The following is a 16,624-nucleotide window of genomic DNA, read 5'->3' on the forward strand; positions in this document are numbered from 1 at the left end:
AGCGAGCCGGAGCCCGGCTTAGCGCGACGCGATGAGAGGGGAAGCGAGCGAACGTGCCGACTCCGGAGTACATCAAGGACCTGCGCAAAGACATCGGGCACAGGGAGCTCTTCCTTCCAGGGGTGACTGCTGTGGTGGTGCGACGCGCCGACGACGACGGGAGAGAGCTTCCTGTGCCCCAGGTGCTGTTGGTGAAGCGCTCGGACAACGGGAACTGGGGCGCGACCTCAGGGATCATGGAACCGGGCGAGGAACCCGGGGCCGCCGCAGTGCGTGAGGTGGCGGAAGAGACGGGGGTGACCACCCGGCCGGTGCGGGTCACCGGGGTCTCCGACCACGGGCTGGTGGTCTACCCCAATGGGGACCGCTGTCGGTTCACTGATATTTCCTTTGAGATGGAGTACGTCTCAGGCAAGCCTGTGGTGGCTGATGATGAGTCCACCCAGGTCGGCTGGTTCCCCGCGAACGCCCTGCCAGAGCCCTTCACCAGGCAGCACACCGAACGCATCGACTGGGCGCTGGAAACCGGCGCTCCGGCCCGCTTCAGGAGCTGAAAATCGTCCAGTGCATGATTTGTGCAGTATCTCCGGGTGTTGTAAGGCCAAACTACTGCACAAATCATGCACTCAGCGGGGACGGGCTGTGGCTGCGGCGCGCCGGACCACCAGTTCGGCGTGGCGGATGAGCGGGCCGTCGATCATCGCACCGCGGAACTGGAAGACCCCCGCGCCGTGCTTATCGACCTCGGCCAGCAGGGCGCGGGCATACTCGAGCTCATCCTCAGTGGGCCGGTAGGCCTGCCGGATGGTCTGCACCTGCGCCGGGTGGATGCAGGCTTTGGCGGCGAACCCGCTGCCCACCGCATCTGCTGCCTCAGCAGCCAGCCCCTCAGCATCAGCGATATCGGCATAGATCGAGTCCACCGCGGCCTTGCCCCGGGAGGCTGCAGCTAACAGCACCGTGGAGCGCACATACCGGGCAATGTCCCGGTATGTGCCGTCAGTGTGCCGAGATGAGGTGCCTCCCAGGGAGACGATCAGGTCCTCCGCACCCCACATGACCGCGGCAGTGGCCGGATGCTCAGCGATCTCATAGGCGGCCGCCGCCCCGGCGGCGGTCTCCACCAGGGCAATCACCTGGGCCTGCGGCAGCCGGGCGTGCATGGCCTGAATGTCCGCCCCGCTCTGCGTCTTGGCCAACATGACATATTGGGGAAGATGCTCATCCAGCACACCCAAATCAGCCTCGAAGTCCTCAGTGCCGGCGGGGTTGACCCGCACCACCGTGCGCTCCACCAGCTTCTGGTCAGCGCTGGAGAAGTGTTCGGCCAGCGCCTGCCGGGCTCCCGGTTTGTCCCCACAAGCCACCGCATCCTCCAGGTCCAGGATCACCGCATCAGCACGTTCCGCGGCCTTCGCATACCGCTCGGGACGGTCCGCCGGGCAGAACAGCAGTGCGGGCCCCAGCGTGAATGAGGGCCCGTTGAAGGGATGGGTGGTGGTCATGGGCTCTGTCTCCCTCAGGCGGCGTGGCGCGCTCACGCGCGCCTACCCTCAATCGGCTCGGAAGACTCTGAGGCAGCTCCGGTCTTCTCCTGAGTCAATCGGGCACCGTTGTCGTGGTGGTCTTTCATCCACAACATCACATTCCGGGTACACTGCGCCACTACAGTGCCCTGCTGGTTGCGCCCGGTGTGCTTGATGGTGACGATCCCCTGCCCCGGCCGGGAGGCGGACTCCCGCTTGGCCAGGATCTCCGACTCTGAGTACAGGGTGTCGCCATGGTAGAGCGGGTGCGGGAAGTTCACCGACCCGAAGCCCAGGTTGGCCACGATGGTGCCCTGGGTCAGCTGTGCCACCGAGGCGCCCACCAGAGTGGCCAGGGTGAACATGGAGTTCACCAGCGGCTGGCCGAAAGGCTGATCGGCTGCCCAGTGCGCATCCAGGTGCAGGGACTGGGTGTTCATGGTCAGGGTGGTGAACAGTACGTTGTCGGCCTCAGTGACGGTGCGCCCGGGGGCGTGCTTGAACACGGTGCCGACCTCGAGCTCATCGAAGTACAGTCCGCGCTGTTGGATGACCCTATGCGCGTTCTGCGGCTGGTTGTCAGTCATGATCAGTCCAGCCCCAGGGAGCGTGCGATGAGCATCAGCTGGACTTCGGTGGTGCCCTCACCGACCTCCAGGATCTTGGAGTCGCGGTAGTGGCGGGCCACGGTGTACTCGTTGATGAATCCGTAGCCGCCGAAGATCTGGGTGGCGTCGCGGGCGTTGTCCATGGCGGCCTCCCCGGCCACCAGCTTGGCGATAGAGGCCTGGGTCTTGAACGGTTTGCCCGCCGCTATCAACTGGGCCGCTTGGTAGTAGGCCAGCCGGGCGGTATGCGCCCGGGCCTGCATACGGGCGATCTTGAAGCTGATGCCCTGGTAGCTGCTGATCGGGGAGCCGAAGGTCTTACGCTCCTTGGCGTACCGCACCGCCTGATCCACGCAGCCCTGCGCAGCCCCGGTAGCCAGGGCCGCGATGGCCACCCTGCCCTCATCCAAAATGCCCAGAAAATTGGCGTAGCCGCGGCCCCGCTCGCCCAGCAGGTGTTCCTGAGGCACCCGAGCCTCGGTAAAGCTCAGCGGGTGAGTGTCAGAGGCGTTCCAGCCGACTTTGTCATAGCCTGCGCCCACCGCGAACCCCGGGGTGCCACTGGGCACAATAATCGTGGAGATCTCCTTTGTGGTGGACCCGTCCGTTGCCTTGCTGGTGCCGGTGACCGCGGTGACGGTGACCAGGGAGGTGATGTCGGTGCCGGAATTGGTGATGAATTCCTTGGTGCCATCGATCACCCATGTCCCGTCCACCAGCTTGGCGGTGGTCCTGGTCCCTGAGGCGTCTGAGCCGGCGTCGGACTCAGTGAGCCCGAACCCGGCCAATCGCTTGGCTGAGAGCAGGTCCGGCAGCCACTTCTGCTTCTGCTCTTCAGTCCCATAACGGTAGATGGGCATCGCGCCCAGCCCCACCCCGGCCTCCAGGGTGATCGCCACCGACTGGTCGACCTTGGCGATCTCTTCCAAGGCCAGGCAGAAGGCCAGGTAGTCCCCGCCCTCTCCTCCGTACTCCTCGTCGAAGGGCAGGCCGAACAGGCCCATACTGCCCATCTGGGCGATGATCTCGTAGGGGAAGCTGTGCTCGGCGTCGTGCTTGGCCGAGACCGGGGCGATCACCTGTTCAGCGAACTCGCGGACCGATTCAGCCAGTGCCTGGTGCTCTTCGGATAGCAGCGTGGTCATCAGATGTCCTTACTCTCGGGTTCTTCAGCGTCAGCCTCTACAGCGGCGAGCACCTGGCCCAGCTTCACGGTCTGGCCCTCGGTCACGTGGATCCGTGCTGTGCCGCCCAGCGGTGCGGGGAGCTGGTGCTCCATCTTCATCGCTTCAATCGTGACCAGCACCTGCCCGGCGATGACTGCAGAACCGCCGACGACGCCCACACTTACCACGGTGCCTGGCATCGGCGCGGTGAGCTCTGGTGCAGCCTCAGTGTGCTCGGCGTCAATCTGGCTAAGGTGGCGCAGCACCTGGGCCTGGTGGTCCAGCACGGTGAACGCCCCAGCGTAGTCCTGGGTGTGGATCCAGACCTCAGCGCCTTCCCGCGAGGACGAAGCCACCGCACTGAACACATTCTCCCCTGAGCAGATCGGGTCCTCCACGGTCACGGTGAAGGGTTCCGCCTCCGGGGCAGCCCCGGCGGGAATGACCTGATACCGGGCGGGGACGGCCTGGCCGATTCGCCAGCCGTCAAGACGCCAGGACTCGGGGGGACCGTGGGGATCTTGAGGTGCAGTGGCCGGGATCTGCCTGAGGTGGCCCGCACGGCTTCGAGATCCGCGCAGGATCTGCCCGCCGAGGGGACTAGCACTGATCACTGCGATTTGAGCATGATGCGGCTTGGGGGCCGGGAATTCCATCTCGGGCAGCCTGCGCTCAATGAGGGTGGTGTCCATCTGCCCGGCCCGCACCTGGGGGTCGGCAGCCAACAGCTTGAGGAAGCTGATGTTGGTGGTCACCCCGAGGATCACGGTCTCGCCCAGGGCCTGTTCCAGGCGGGCGAAGGCCTGCTCCCGGTCGGCCCCGGTAGCGATGATCTTGGCCAACATGGGGTCATAGCCGGTGCCGATTTCCTGCCCGTGCTCAATCCCGGAGTCGATGCGAATGCCTGTACCTTCCGGCTCGCGGTAGTGCAGGATCTTTCCGGTGCTGGGCATGAAACCGGCACCGGGATCCTCAGCATAGACCCTGGCCTCCACCGAGTGACCGGTGAGGGCCACGTCGCCTCGCTCATGCTTCTCAATCGCCTCGGAAGAGCCGGAGCCAGCTCCGGGCTTGGCTCGGCTCAATCGGGTCTCGTTCTGGCTCACCTCCAGTGACAGTCCAGCGGCGATCCGGATCTGCTGGGCCACCAAGTCGATTCCGGTGATCTGCTCAGTCACCGGGTGTTCCACCTGCAGCCGGGTGTTCATCTCCATGAAGTAGAACGTCTCCGGAGCATCTGCGGGCACCAGGAACTCCACGGTGCCAGCACCCCGGTAGTCCACGCTGCGCGCAGTCTCGCAGGCCGCAGCTCCGATCCGGGCCCGGGTGGCTTCGTCCAGCAGCACAGAGGGCGCTTCCTCAATGACCTTCTGGTGGCGGCGTTGCAGGGAGCATTCCCGCTCCCCCAGATGGATCACATTGCCATGGGCATCGGCGAGGATCTGCACCTCGATATGCCTCGGTGAGCGGATGAGCTGCTCGATGAGCAGGGTGTCATCGCCGAAAGCCGCCTTGGCCACCCGTCGGGCGGTCCTCAGAGTCTCGGGCAGTGCCTCCGGTGCCTCCACCACGTGCATGCCTTTGCCCCCGCCGCCGGCTGAGGGTTTGATCAGCACCGGGTAGGTCATCCCCTGGGCTGCGACGATGAGCTGCTCGTCGCTCAGTCCTGGCTCGCTGATGCCCTCCACCAGCGGCACTCCTGCGGCGGCCACATGGTTCTTGGCCCGGATCTTATCCCCCATCACCTCCAGGGCATGAGGATCTGGTCCGATGAAGGTGATACCGGCCTCAGCGCAGGCACGGGCGAAGGCCGGGTTCTCAGAGAGGAACCCGTAGCCGGGATGAATGGCCTCAGCCCCGGTCTGCTGGGCAGCGCCGATGATCGCCTCAATATCCAGGTAGGCCCTGGACGCGGCCCGCACTGATTCCCTCGAATCTGCACCGGTGCCAGACGCCAGAGTCCCCAACGCCCCGGCCGGGCCGATGCAGACCGCCAGGTCGGCCTCCTGCACATGCGGCCCGCGGTCGCCTTCAGCATAGACCGCCGCCGATCGGATGCCCAGTGCACGCAGGGTGCGGATCACCCGGCGGGCGATCTCACCGCGATTAGCAACGAGAACTGTAGAGAACATTCCCCTCACATCCTGAACAGAACGAACCGTGCTGGTCCCGGCGGCGGGCGCATGTCCCGCCGCCTCTCGGCCGGTTGCAGCGGCGCCGGCCTTCGCGCCTAAAGACGAAACCATGTCCATCACATCCTGAACAGCCCGAAGCTGGTGTCCGGCAGTGGGGATCGGGAGCAGGTTTCCAGGGCCATACCAAGAACCCGGCGGGTGTCAGCCGGGTCGATGATCCCGTCGTCCCAGAGCCGGGCGGTGGAGTAGTAGGGCTGGCCCTGCGCCTCGTACTTCTCACGGATCGGCGCTTTGAAGTTCTCTTCCTCCTCAGTCGGCCACTCCTCATCGGCGGCTTCCAACTGATCCCGTTTGACTGTGGCCAGCACGGAGGCTGCCTGGTTCCCGCCCATCACCGAGATCCGGGCATTGGGCCACATGAACAGGAAGCGGGGTGAGTAGGCACGCCCGCACATGGAGTAGTTCCCCGCACCAAAAGAGCCGCCGATGATCACGGTCAGCTTAGGCACCCGGGTACTGGCCACCGCGGTGACCATCTTGGCCCCGTGCTTGGCGATCCCGCCGGCCTCATAGTCCCGGCCCACCATGAAGCCTGAGATGTTCTGCAGGAAAAGCAGCGGGATACCACGCTGGTCGCAGAGCTCAATGAAGTGGGATCCCTTCAGCGATGACTCGGAGAACAGGATGCCGTTATTGGCCACAATCCCCACCGGGTGGCCGTCGATATGGGCGAATCCGGTGACCAGTGTGGTGCCGTAGTCGGGTTTGAACTCGTGGAAGGCGCTGTCGTCCACAATGCGGGCGATCACCTCGCGGACCTCGAAGGGCTGATTCACATCCGGGGGGATGATCCCGTAGAGCTCCTGGGCATCCTGCCGCGGAGGTACGGGGACCTGCACCGTCCAGGCCCGGGGCTCAGGTGCCGGCAGGGTGGCCACAATATCGCGGATGATCTGCAGGGCATGGTCGTCATTCTCTGCAATGTGGTCAGCCACCCCAGACTCCGCGGTGTGCACCTTCGCCCCGCCCAGCTCCTCTGCGGTGACCTCCTCCCCGGTGGCGGCCTTCACCAGGGGTGGACCGCCTAGGAAGATGGTGCCCTGGTTGCGCACGATGACGCATTCATCGCTCATCGCCGGCACATAGGCACCGCCTGCGGTGCAGGAGCCGAGCACTGCCGCGACCTGCGGGATCTTTTTGGCCGAAAGATTCGCCTGGTTGTAGAAGATCCGACCGAAGTGGTCCTTATCTGGGAACACCTCGTCCTGCATGGGCAGGAAGGCCCCGCCGGAGTCCACCAGGTAGATGCAGGGCAGTCGGTTGGCCTCAGCGATCTCCTGGGCACGCAGATGCTTTTTCACGGTCATCGGGAAGTATGTGCCGCCTTTGACCGTGGAGTCGTTGCACACCACCATGACCTGTCTACCGTGCACCAGCCCGATCCCGGTGATGATCCCGGTCCCGGGGGCGACGTCGCTTCGCTCACGCCCCTCAGCCGCCTCGGAAGACTCGGAGCCGGCTCCAGGCCTCTCTCGGCTCAATCGGGCGTCATCATAGAGCCCATGGGCCGCCAGGGCACCGATCTCCAGGAAGGGGCTCCCCTCATCCAGCAGCCGGTTGACCCGTTGACGCGGCAGCAGCCTGCCACGGTCCAGATGACGGCGCCGCGAGCGCTCCGGTCCGCCCAGGGCCGCCCTGGTGAGGTGCTCACGCAACTGCCCGGCCAGCTGCCGGTTGTGCCGGTCATTGGCTTCGAAGTCCTGGGACTGGGTGTCAATCACACTGTTGAGCGACTGCACAGCTGCCTTCCTGATGGATGCCTGGAACCCAACTTAGCGGTGAGGTCACGGGTGAACAATGGCGGGCGGCTCAGAGCAGCATCACCTTGGGATCGGCGAGCGCCCGGCCGATATCGCTGAGGAACAGGGCCATCTCCTTGCCGTCCAGGATGCGGTGGTCTGCTGACACTGCCAGGGTGGTCACCTGGCGCAACGCGATCTGGTCCTGGTGCTCCCAGGGGATTCTGCGGATCCGTCCGAAGGCCACGATCGCGGACTCTCCCGGGTTGAGGATCGGGGTGCCGCTGTCTACGCCGAAGACCCCCACATTGGTGATGGTCAGGGTGCCGTCCTTCATCTCTGCAGGTGTTGTCTTTCCCTCTCTGGCGCGTTCGGTCAGCGCGGCCAGGGCCTCGGCCAGCTGGACCAGGGACATCTGCTGAGCGCTCTTGATGTTCGGCACGATCAGCCCGCGCTCGGTGGCTGCGGCAATACCCAGGTTCACCTCCGGGGAGAGGATGATCTGCTCCTCGGTGAATCTGCCGTTGACCATCGGATTGCGCCCGACTGCCCAGCAGACCGCCCGGGCCAGCAGCAGCATCGGGGTGATCTTCACATGGGCCAGGACGGGTTCCTGTTTGAGCTCGGCGAGGAACTCGAGGCTTTCGGTGACGTCCACGTCCAAGAAGACGGTGACGTGCGGGGCAGTGAAGGCGGAGGAGACCATGGCTGCGGCAGTGGCCTTGCGCACTCCGGCCACCGGGATCCGGGTCTCCTCCTTAGTCTGACTGGTCTGGGCGCTGCTGGTGGGCTGGGCAGTGGCAGGGACCTGTTGGGCGGGCTGCCGCCGCTGATGGTAGTCCAGGAGGTCCTGGCGGGTGACGTTGCCGCGCAGGCCGGTGGGCGGGACCTCACGCAGATCGATCCCCAGATCCTTGGCCAGTTTCCGCACCGGCGGGGAGGCCAGGGCCGGGCCGGACCGGGCACCCGTCTCTGCGCCGGGCCGGTCATGATCAGCACGTCCGGCGGGGCCGGGTGAAGAATCGGGCTCGCTGGGAGTCTGCCGAGGTGGTTGAGGCTCGCGCCCCCTGCGCCGCCGGGCACGACGCCGCTCAGCCGAGGCTCCGTAGCCCACCAGGGTGTTGCCGGTCTTCTCCTCCCCTTGCTGCTCCTGGGCGGGGGTCTCGGCACTGGTGCCGTCCTCCTGAGGGGGTGCCGCGTCGTCGTTCGCTCCCTCACCGGCGAACCGGACGATGGGGGTACCCACCTGCACCGTCTGGCCCGCTTCGGCCAGCAGAGCTTCAATGACCCCGGCCTGCGGGCTGGGCAGCTCCACCAGGGCCTTGGCGGTCTCGATCTCCACCAACACCTGGTTGACCGTCACGGTGTCGCCTACGGCGACCTTCCAGCTGGCGATATCGGCCTCGGTGAGTCCCTCCCCCACATCAGGGAGCTTGAACTCGGCAGCCTCAGTGGGTGCGGTACTCAATGTGTCATCACCTCTTCCACGGCGTCCAGCATCCGGTCCAGGTCCGGCAGGTAGTGCTCCTCTAAGCGGGAGGGCGGGTAGGGCAGGTGGAACCCGCCCACCCGGGCGATAGGTGCCTCCAAGTGGTAGAAGGCCCGTTCCACCATGCGGGCGGAGAGCTCGGCACCCATCCCCAGGAAGGTGGGCGCCTCGTGGCCGATCACCAGCCGGCCGGTGCGCTTCACGGAATCTTCCAGCAGGTCAAGGCCCAGCGGGTTCAGCGAGAGTAGGTCCACCAGTTCCACGGAGATGCCCAGCTTCTCAGCCTGCTCCACCACGGTCTGGGCTACCGGGGTCAGCGGCCCGTAGGTGACCAGGGTGACGTCGGTTCCCTCGGCGAGGATCCGTGCTGCCCCCAGGGGGGTGCCGGCTTCGGTGTCCACCTGCCCGCGCATCCAGTAGCGGCGTTTGGGCTCGAAGACGATCACCGGGTCATCGGATCTGATCGCCTCCTGTATCACCCAATAGGCGCTGTGCGGGTCGGAGGCGGTCATCAGCCGCAGCCCGGCATGGTGGCCGAAGACCGCCTCCGGGCTCTCCGAGTGGTGTTCGGGCGAGCCGATGCCTCCGCCGTAGGGGATACGGATGGTCACCGGCAGCGGCTGTGTTCCGCCGGTGCGGGAGTGGATCTTGGCCAGCTGGGTGACGATCTGGTCGTAGGCGGGGAAGACGAAGGCGTCGAACTGGATCTCCACCACGGGCCGGTAGCCGCTGATTGCCAGGCCGATGGCGGTGCCCACGATCCCGGATTCGGCCAAGGGCGTATCGATGACCCGGTGCTCGCCGAAGTCCTTCTGCAGTCCCTCAGTGATCCGGAAGACCCCGCCGAGTTTGCCGATGTCCTCCCCCATCAGAAGCACCTTGGGGTCCTGTTCCATACTGGTGCGCAGGCTGGTGTTCAGCGCTGCGGCCATGGTCATGGTTTTAACTGCCTGGCTCACTGCTCATCCTCCTCGTCCAGGGAGGCGAGATAGGCCAGGTAGTTCTCCTGCTCCTCCTGAACCAGCAGGTGGGGTTCGCGGTAGGCGTGGGAGAACATATCCGCCGGGGCGGGGTCGGGCATCGCCTTGCAGGCTTCACGCACCTCGGCGGCGAACTGCTCGGCCCGTTCTTCCAGCTCAGTCTCAGCGGCGTCGTCGATGATGCCCTCCCGTGACAGGTAGCGCTGCATGCGCAGGATCGGGTCGCGCCGCTCCCAGGCCTCCACCTCGGCTCCGGAGCGGTATTTGGTGGGATCATCTGCGGTGGTGTGCGGTCCGCGCCGGTAGGTGTAGGCCTCAATGAATAACGGGCCGGCCCCGCTGCGGACCTTCTCCAGGGCGGTCTGCGCCACAGCCCAGCAGGCCAGCACATCGTTGCCGTCCACCCTGATCCCGGGGATGCCGAAACCTTCTCCGCGCCGGTAGAGGTCTGCAGAGGTCTGAGTGTGCACCGGCTCAGAGATGGCCCATTGGTTGTTCTGGCAGTAGAACAGCACTGGTGCGTGATAGGCCCCGGCGAAGGTCAGCGCCTCGGAGACATCACCCTGCGAGGTGGCGCCATCGCCGAAACAGGTGACAGTGGCGACATCGCGCTCTGGGTCCTGGTTGCCCACTCTGCCCTGCAGGTTCATGCCCATGGCGTAGCCGGTGGCGTGCAAGGTCTGAGTGCCGATCACGATGGCGTAGGTGTGGAAACGGTGCTTCTGCGGGTCCCAGCCGCCGTGGCTGGTGCCGCGGAAGACTCCGAGCAGATCGGCCGGCTGCAGTCCCCGGGAGAAGGCCACGCCGTGTTCGCGGTAGGAACCGAAGACGAAGTCCTGGGGCCGCAGCGCCTGGCCCAAGCCGATCTGGGCGGCTTCCTGGCCCAGGCTGGGTGGCCAGAGGCCGAGCTCACCCTGACGTTGTAAGGCAGTGGCCTGGGTGTCGAAGCGGCGCAGCAACACCATGTCCTGGTACATCCGCCTGAGATCGGCAGCACCGAGGGTGCTCAGGGCGTCGTCGTACTCGGGACAGGGGGTACGGTTGCCCTCGGCGTCCAGCGCCTGCACCATCTCGACCTCAGTCGCAGTGATCTGTGCCATACACAATATGATCAGCGTCACACACGGATTGAAGCAATAGTGTGCAGCTGAATTGAACAGAATGGCAGATCAAGCCCTGGCTATCTGCGCTAGGGTAGTCACTATGACCAATAAAGTGACCCAGAGCACATTCCTGGATGCCACGGATAAGCAGATCCTGCGCGCCCTGGATCAGGACCCGCGAGCCACTATCGCGTTCCTGGCCCAATCCCTGGGACTGGCCCGGGGTACGGTCCATGCTCGGATGCAGAAGCTCTATGGGCCCCAGGAGCTGCTGGCAGCCGAGACCATCAAAGTGCCGCCTTCGGCTGTGGGCAGGCCGCTGCGGGCGATTATCACCGCGCAGGTGGAACAGTCCCAGTTCGACGAGCTGGTGGAAGATGTCTCAGAGATTCACGAGGTGGTCGAATGCCTCGGCGTCTCCGGCAACCACGACCTGCATATTGAAGTGGTGGCCGCAGATGCCGATGACATCTACCGGGTGACCCAGCGGCTGATGATGTGCCGCGGAGTCACCCGGACCTCCACGATGCTTGTGCTGCGCGAAGTCATCCCCCGTCGCATGTCTCAGCTGCTTCGCTGAGTGGCTGCTGGATTAGCGGGCGGCGAAGACTGCGCTGATGGCTGGGGCGACGTCGCGGTAGGTGTGGATGGTGCGGAAGATTCCCAGGCCTTTCGCGGCAAGTTCGCGGCCAAGTTCGATGTCCTTCTCGCCGGATGAATCCAGCAAGACGTCGAGCCTTGGCAGCTGGGCCGCGAGCGGCCGTGGGTCCGGGCCCGCGTTGTGCACACAGTCCGAAAGCAGGATGACCCTGGTGTCGCGGACTGGAACCTGGCTGAGCTGCTTGGCTGCCAGTTGCAAGGGGAAGGCAACATTGGTCAGCCCTTTGGCTGGCAGTCGCAACAGATTGTCTAGGAGTTCAGCCGAACGGACTGACTGGCCAGGCTCCAAGAGCACGGCGGCATCGGACCAGAAGGCGATGACGCCGAGGTTGTCGCGAGCGAGTTCTCCGGCCAACGCACCGACTGCGGCTGCGGCGGTGCGGACGCGCTCTCCACGCATCGAACCGGAGACATCGACCAACAGCACCACGGAACGGGTAGTCCGCGTTCGGTCTCGGACGATGATGTCCTCGTCTTCCGGAACAGGCCGTTCGGTGAGCATCTCGAGTGTTCGGTCGAGGTCGATATCGTCGCTGCCACCGCGGTACGGAAGGCTGCCGAGCTCCCCAGCACCTCGGACCGCGGTCGTTTCAAGCCGCGGACGGGGCACGGAGAGTCGGGCCGCGATCTGCTGAGCTCGTGCCCGCACTATGGGGTCAAGCCCAGATGTCTCTTCTACAAGATCTACCAGTTCACCCTGTTCGTTGGTGAATCCCGTGCCGTTGGAACCTGGCTTGTTCGGTTTGCCACCTGCTGTACGTCCTGCTGAGGATGCTTGCAGGATGAGGCCACCGGCGCCGCCTGACACTTCGAACAGGGTGGGCGGGGCGTCCAGTTGTTTGGGCTTCCGGTGCAGGGGGCGAGCTTTGCGGGTCTTTCGTGATTCCCGCTGCAGAGGCGAGTCGGCCTCGATCTCTTTTCAACCGGGTGCCGCAGCTCGGGGCTCCAGAATGAATCGGTCTTCCCAGATTTCGCGCAGTACGTGTTCCGGGACCAGTTCTGATGCCTCGTCCACGTGGATTCGCCCGGAGAGTGCGACGATCATGGCGTCGAACACCAGACCGCTGTATGCATCACCCTCCGGGGAAGACACATCACGGAGCTCGGCCAGCTGGAGGGCGACCAGCGTGAGGTCAATGGCGCCTCGCACACTGGAGCCCTGGCGCACTTCAGGGTGCCTTCGGGTCGCACGCGTCACTGCGACTGAATCGCTGATCAGCTGTTCCCCGAGTTGACCAGAGGCGTTGGTGCGCAGTGCGACGATCCGCTCTTCGGCATCCGCGTCTTGGTAATCGACGGCCAGACGGTTGAGCCGGTCGTGGACACTGTTGGAGAGACGGGTGGTTCCCACGTTGTCGTAGGGGTTCATCGAGGCGATAACCCTGAACGTGGGTAAGGCGTTGATCTTTCCGACACGAGGCACCGAGATCGCCCGGTCAGCCATTGCTGTCAGCAACGTATTCAATGTGTCTTCAGGTGCTCGGTTGAACTCCTCGATGTATAGGAATCCGCCCTGCTGCATGGCATCGACCAGTGGGCCTGCCACAAAGTTGTCCTCACTGTAGTCCTCTTTGAGCACGCGGGAAGGGTTGTGGTGGCCGACGAGCTTAGCAGGCGTGAGGTCGGCGTTACCCTCCACAAAGAGCAGCGGGATCCCCCACTCCTGGGTGATAGCTGTTAAGAGGGTGGTTTTACTGGTGCCCGGCGGTCCCTCCAGCAGCATGTCCCGCCCAGCGGCAACGGCAGCGAGCGTCAGCTCAAGCTCACGCTCACGGCCCACCACCTTCTGCGCGATCCGCTGCCGACGCTCCCCTACACTCCTCAACACACCATTGCTCACGTCACCTGTCACTTGATAGTCACTCCGGCATCCACGGGGAGCGTGACGCCGGTGACGTAACGGCCTTCATCAGAAGACAGCCACACGAGCGCGTTGGAGATATCCACGGGCTCCACCCACGGGATCGGCAAGGCATTCATCTGTAGTCCGACTTCTCCGAGACTCTCCCGAGTGGGGTTGTCGAGGTCTGGCCTGAAGAGTTGATACATGGCGTCATGCATGATCATCGGGGTGTCAACCATCGTCGGATGAAGGCTGTTGACCCTAATCTTCTCGGGTGCCAGCTCAAGCGCCAGCGTCCGCATGAGCCCGACGACACCATGTTTAGCTGCAACGTAGTGGGCAATGTTCTCGTTGGCTTGCAGTCCTGCCCCGGAACTAGTCAGAACAATGGATCCACCATTGCCAGCAGCTTTCATATGAGGGATGGCAGCTTTGCATGTGCGCCAAACTCCGGTCAGATTTATCTCCTGCATGTCGACGAAATCTTCGTCGGGAATCTCATGGGCACGATTCGGAGTGCCGAGGATGCCGGCGTTGCCAGCGACAATGTCAAGCCTGCCGCCCAATTCCGCAACACCCTTGTCAACGACTCTTTTGATTTGGTCGAAGTCTCTTACGTCGGCCTTGTCGACGACGATTCTCCGGTCGAGGCCCTCGACCTGGCGAATGGTCTCCTGCAGGTCCTCCTCTGTGGCTCCGGGCGCGGAGTCCGTTGAAACGCCTTCACAAATATCAAAGGCGATGATGTCTGTACCTTCTTCTGCCAGGCGTACCGCATGCGAGCGCCCTTGCCCACGTGCGGCGCCGGAAATCAGCGCGACTTTTCCTTCCAAACGTGCCATCTTGCTTTTCCTTTCGCAGAGTTCGTACGGAGTCTTACTTGAGGAAGTTCCCACCATCGACAGGGAGTGTCACCCCAGTGATGTAGCGGCCCTCCTCGGAGGAGAGGAACAGCAGAGCGTTTGAGATATCGACCGCCTCCACCCAGGGGATTGGCAGTGCAATGACGCTTTGCGACGCTTCAGCGAACTCCTCTTTGGTGGCGTTCTCCTTGCCGGTAAAGAGGTTGTAGACCGTCTGATGCTGGATCATGTCCGTATCGACCTGAGTCGGATGAATGCTGTTGACACGAATCATGTCTGGCGCGAGCTCGAGGGCTAATGTGCGCATGAGCCCCACAACAGCGTGTTTGGCCGCAACGTAATGGGACATGTTGTAGTAGCCGCGAATGCCTGCCTCGGAACTTGTGATGACTACCGAGCCACCTCCCCCGGATTCCTTGATATGCGGAATGGCAGCCTTACAGGTCCGCCAGACACCGTTGAGGTTGATCTCTTGCATGATGACGAATTCATCGTCCGGGATCTCCTCAGCAACGTTCGGTCTTCCGGCGATCCCGGCATTGGCTGCGACGATGTCTAGGCGACCTAACTCAGATACTCCTTGGTCGACGACAGCCTTGACCTGCTCGTAGTTTCGGACGTCGGCCACACCTGAAACTATTCTGCGGTCTAGAGCTTCAACCTGCCGCACAGTCTCCGCAAGGTCCTCTTCAGTCGCTGGCGGTGCGGAGTTACTGGGCACCGCCTCGCAGACGTCGAACGCAATGATGTCTGCGCCCTCTTCAGCTAAACGGATCGCGTGTGAGCGTCCTTGCCCACGTGCGGCGCCGGAAATCAGCGCCACCTTTCCTTCCACTCGTCCCATTGGGACCTCCTTGATCTTTGAATTTGATGAAGGCTTCGGAAATCAGTAACTCGTCATGCCGCCGTCTACCGCCAGGGTGTGGCCAGTGACCCAGGTCGATTCATCGGAAGCAAGGTAGAGAACGGCATTCGAGATCTCTCGCGGCGGCATCGAGCCAGGGAACCACTGTGTGAACATGCCCATTAGATCCGGATTCTCCTTGCTGAACCCGTCAAAGAGCTCCATTGCTCCAGCAGCCATATCTGTATCGACACCACCAGGGTGAACGCTGTTTACGCGCACCTTGTCCTTTGCTAGCTCCATCGCGAACGATTTGGCCAGTGCCGTGACACCGAACTTCGCAGCGTTGTAGGGCACATGGAATGGCACCGGTTTTATCCCGGCGGCCGAACTTGTCAGAATGATCGATCCCCCACCACCGGAGACCAGATGCCCCACCCCGGACATGATGGTGTTCCAGACTCCGGTGAGGTTGATGTCGATGGTGTCCTGAAAAATCTCTGGAGTGATATCACGCCAAATGGCCGGAATGTCGATGCCGGCATTCCCGATAATCACGTCCAATCGCCCCAACTCGGCGACCCCTTTGTCAACCACTGACTTGAGGTCTGAAAGACTCCGGACATCAGCCTTCTCAGCAACGATCCTTCGATCCAGCGCCTCGACCTGCTGTACGGTTTCCGCGAGGTCATCTTCAGTAGCACCCGGGTAGGGCGTACCAGGAATGGCTTCACAGATATCCACCGCGACGATGTCAGCGCCCTCCTCTGCCAACCGCAGGGCATGAGAGCGTCCTTGCCCTCTGGCCGCTCCGGTAATGAATGCCACTTTTCCTTCTACACGTCCCATGACAAGGTCCTTTCGATGCGAGAGGAATATTGGCGCAACAGTCGCGCAGGTGATTATTGTGATGTTCGCCACATTAGTGGCACTGAGTGCCGTTGTCTAGAGAATCTGGAAACTTTCTCGAAATATTTATACCGCTCATTGCAAATACAAAAAGACCCTCCAACCCGAGAGCATTACACTCTCAGGAAAGGGTCTTTATCAGAAAATCTTAGGCTAAGTCTGCGCCATCACCTCATCAGCAGGGCTGACCATCTTCGAATCACAGAGCACCCGGATCGCGGTCAGGTACTGCTCCACGGAGTCTTCCTCAACCCCCGCGGCCAGCACTGCAGCCCACGCACTGGGCTGGGACCCCAACGATTCGACAATCCGCAGCAGTGTCTTGTCCTTCAAGAAGGACAACTTTCGCGTACCAAAGTGATAGAGCAGCGCACCAAAAGGCTCCGGCCGCACTGCGACCCGCTCACTGAGCCGATAGGGCTGATCTGGATCGAAGGACATATCTGCCGATCAGTAGACTCCACACATGCCATCGATGGAGACCTCCTCCACCAAGGCATCCTCCTGAACACCGGCATCCACGGTAGCCTGATCCTCTCGATCAGCCTCTGCCTGCTGCTTAGGATCGAACTCTGACATCTGTCTCATCTCCTCAACGGCGGGGCAACCTCAACCCGCCCAATAGTGGCGATATTGTCTATCACCGACCATGATGGTCGTCAGTGATCCACATCATAATAGTGGCACTCGGTGCCGAAT

17 protein-coding genes are annotated in these 16,624 nt (G+C 63.2%); 2 read left to right on the forward strand and 15 right to left on the reverse strand.

From position 1 onward, the window contains the following. The first annotated feature begins 53 nt into the window (after positions 1-53). Positions 54-554, forward strand: a complete 501-nt coding sequence (locus F0311_RS14835; protein ID WP_150462722.1) for an NUDIX hydrolase — start codon at positions 54-56, stop codon at positions 552-554. Positions 555-626: 72 nt separating this feature from the next. On the opposite strand, the gene F0311_RS14840 is transcribed toward F0311_RS14835, so the two are convergent. The 8 genes from F0311_RS14840 to pdhA form a co-directional block, all read right to left on the reverse strand. Continuing rightward, complete coding sequence (locus F0311_RS14840; RefSeq protein ID WP_150462723.1) at positions 627-1,505, reverse strand: HpcH/HpaI aldolase/citrate lyase family protein; 879 nt, start codon at positions 1,503-1,505, stop codon at positions 627-629. 32 nt (positions 1,506-1,537) lie between these two features. After that, positions 1,538-2,113 (reverse strand): MaoC family dehydratase, encoded by a 576-nt coding sequence (locus F0311_RS14845; protein WP_150462724.1) that lies wholly within the window; start codon positions 2,111-2,113, stop codon positions 1,538-1,540. Between the two features lie 2 nt (positions 2,114-2,115). Beyond that, the gene (locus F0311_RS14850) at positions 2,116-3,279 is read right to left on the reverse strand and encodes an acyl-CoA dehydrogenase family protein (protein ID WP_150462725.1); all 1,164 of its coding nucleotides are present in this window, start codon (positions 3,277-3,279) and stop codon (positions 2,116-2,118) included. Then, positions 3,279-5,432, reverse strand: a complete 2,154-nt coding sequence (locus F0311_RS14855; protein ID WP_150462726.1) for an acetyl/propionyl/methylcrotonyl-CoA carboxylase subunit alpha — start codon at positions 5,430-5,432, stop codon at positions 3,279-3,281. Before F0311_RS14855 ends, F0311_RS14850 begins: the two co-directional genes overlap by 1 nt. 119 nt (positions 5,433-5,551) lie before the next feature. After that, positions 5,552-7,234, reverse strand: a complete 1,683-nt coding sequence (locus tag F0311_RS14860) for a carboxyl transferase domain-containing protein (protein WP_150462727.1) — start codon at positions 7,232-7,234, stop codon at positions 5,552-5,554. A 70-nt stretch (positions 7,235-7,304) separates the two neighbouring features. Further along, a complete protein-coding gene (locus tag F0311_RS14865; RefSeq protein WP_150462728.1) occupies positions 7,305-8,702 on the reverse strand; it encodes a dihydrolipoamide acetyltransferase family protein in 1,398 nt (465 codons plus the stop codon). Next, positions 8,699-9,661, reverse strand: a complete 963-nt coding sequence (locus F0311_RS14870; RefSeq protein WP_150462833.1) for an alpha-ketoacid dehydrogenase subunit beta — start codon at positions 9,659-9,661, stop codon at positions 8,699-8,701. Before F0311_RS14870 ends, F0311_RS14865 begins: the two co-directional genes overlap by 4 nt. A gap of 17 nt (positions 9,662-9,678) precedes the next feature. Beyond that, positions 9,679-10,803 (reverse strand): pyruvate dehydrogenase (acetyl-transferring) E1 component subunit alpha, encoded by a 1,125-nt coding sequence (gene pdhA / locus F0311_RS14875; protein ID WP_223881395.1) that lies wholly within the window; start codon positions 10,801-10,803, stop codon positions 9,679-9,681. A gap of 103 nt (positions 10,804-10,906) precedes the next feature. Here pdhA and F0311_RS14880 point away from each other — a divergent pair, with 103 nt between their 5' ends. Continuing rightward, positions 10,907-11,386 carry an Lrp/AsnC family transcriptional regulator gene (locus F0311_RS14880; RefSeq protein ID WP_150462729.1) on the forward strand — a complete coding sequence of 160 codons (480 nt, stop codon included), beginning with the start codon at positions 10,907-10,909 and terminating at the stop codon, positions 11,384-11,386. Between the two features lie 12 nt (positions 11,387-11,398). Here F0311_RS14880 and F0311_RS14885 read toward each other — a convergent pair whose 3' ends face one another. The 7 genes from F0311_RS14885 to mftA form a co-directional block, all read right to left on the reverse strand. After that, entirely contained in the window at positions 11,399-12,274 is an 876-nt protein-coding gene (locus tag F0311_RS14885; RefSeq protein ID WP_223881396.1) for a vWA domain-containing protein, read from the reverse strand. A 111-nt stretch (positions 12,275-12,385) separates the two neighbouring features. Next, a complete protein-coding gene (locus F0311_RS14890; RefSeq protein ID WP_223881397.1) occupies positions 12,386-13,306 on the reverse strand; it encodes an AAA family ATPase in 921 nt (306 codons plus the stop codon). Positions 13,307-13,314: 8 nt separating this feature from the next. Next, positions 13,315-14,151 (reverse strand): mycofactocin-coupled SDR family oxidoreductase, encoded by an 837-nt coding sequence (locus F0311_RS14895; RefSeq protein WP_150462731.1) that lies wholly within the window; start codon positions 14,149-14,151, stop codon positions 13,315-13,317. A gap of 34 nt (positions 14,152-14,185) precedes the next feature. Beyond that, positions 14,186-15,016 (reverse strand): mycofactocin-coupled SDR family oxidoreductase, encoded by an 831-nt coding sequence (locus F0311_RS14900; protein WP_150462732.1) that lies wholly within the window; start codon positions 15,014-15,016, stop codon positions 14,186-14,188. 42 nt (positions 15,017-15,058) lie between these two features. Then, positions 15,059-15,865 (reverse strand): mycofactocin-coupled SDR family oxidoreductase, encoded by an 807-nt coding sequence (locus F0311_RS14905; RefSeq protein WP_150462733.1) that lies wholly within the window; start codon positions 15,863-15,865, stop codon positions 15,059-15,061. Between the two features lie 213 nt (positions 15,866-16,078). Further along, on the reverse strand, positions 16,079-16,366 hold the full coding sequence (gene mftB / locus F0311_RS14910; RefSeq protein ID WP_150462734.1) for a mycofactocin biosynthesis chaperone MftB: 288 nt from the start codon (positions 16,364-16,366) through the stop codon (positions 16,079-16,081). A gap of 9 nt (positions 16,367-16,375) precedes the next feature. Continuing rightward, on the reverse strand, positions 16,376-16,504 hold the full coding sequence (gene mftA, locus F0311_RS14915) for a mycofactocin precursor MftA (protein WP_150462735.1): 129 nt from the start codon (positions 16,502-16,504) through the stop codon (positions 16,376-16,378). Positions 16,505-16,624: the final 120 nt, after the last annotated feature.

The sequence above is a fragment of the Nesterenkonia ebinurensis genome (assembly GCF_008711175.1).
Classification (GTDB): Bacteria; Actinomycetota; Actinomycetes; order Actinomycetales; family Micrococcaceae; genus Nesterenkonia; species Nesterenkonia ebinurensis.

Coding starts and splice junctions, on each gene's coding strand:
- F0311_RS14900 (WP_150462732.1), bottom strand. CDS start 15,016: ATGGGACGAGTGGAAGGAAAGGTGGCGCTGATTTCCGGCGCCGCACGT.
- F0311_RS14905 (WP_150462733.1), bottom strand. CDS start 15,865: ATGGGACGTGTAGAAGGAAAAGTGGCATTCATTACCGGAGCGGCCAGA.
- F0311_RS14880 (WP_150462729.1), top strand. CDS start 10,907: ATGACCAATAAAGTGACCCAGAGCACATTCCTGGATGCCACGGATAAG.
- F0311_RS14855 (WP_150462726.1), bottom strand. CDS start 5,432: ATGTTCTCTACAGTTCTCGTTGCTAATCGCGGTGAGATCGCCCGCCGG.
- mftB (WP_150462734.1), bottom strand. CDS start 16,366: ATGTCCTTCGATCCAGATCAGCCCTATCGGCTCAGTGAGCGGGTCGCA.
- F0311_RS14870 (WP_150462833.1), bottom strand. CDS start 9,661: ATGACCATGGCCGCAGCGCTGAACACCAGCCTGCGCACCAGTATGGAA.
- pdhA (WP_223881395.1), bottom strand. CDS start 10,803: ATGGCACAGATCACTGCGACTGAGGTCGAGATGGTGCAGGCGCTGGAC.
- F0311_RS14845 (WP_150462724.1), bottom strand. CDS start 2,113: ATGACTGACAACCAGCCGCAGAACGCGCATAGGGTCATCCAACAGCGC.
- F0311_RS14840 (WP_150462723.1), bottom strand. CDS start 1,505: ATGACCACCACCCATCCCTTCAACGGGCCCTCATTCACGCTGGGGCCC.
- mftA (WP_150462735.1), bottom strand. CDS start 16,504: ATGTCAGAGTTCGATCCTAAGCAGCAGGCAGAGGCTGATCGAGAGGAT.
- F0311_RS14895 (WP_150462731.1), bottom strand. CDS start 14,151: ATGGCACGTTTGGAAGGAAAAGTCGCGCTGATTTCCGGCGCCGCACGT.
- F0311_RS14850 (WP_150462725.1), bottom strand. CDS start 3,279: ATGACCACGCTGCTATCCGAAGAGCACCAGGCACTGGCTGAATCGGTC.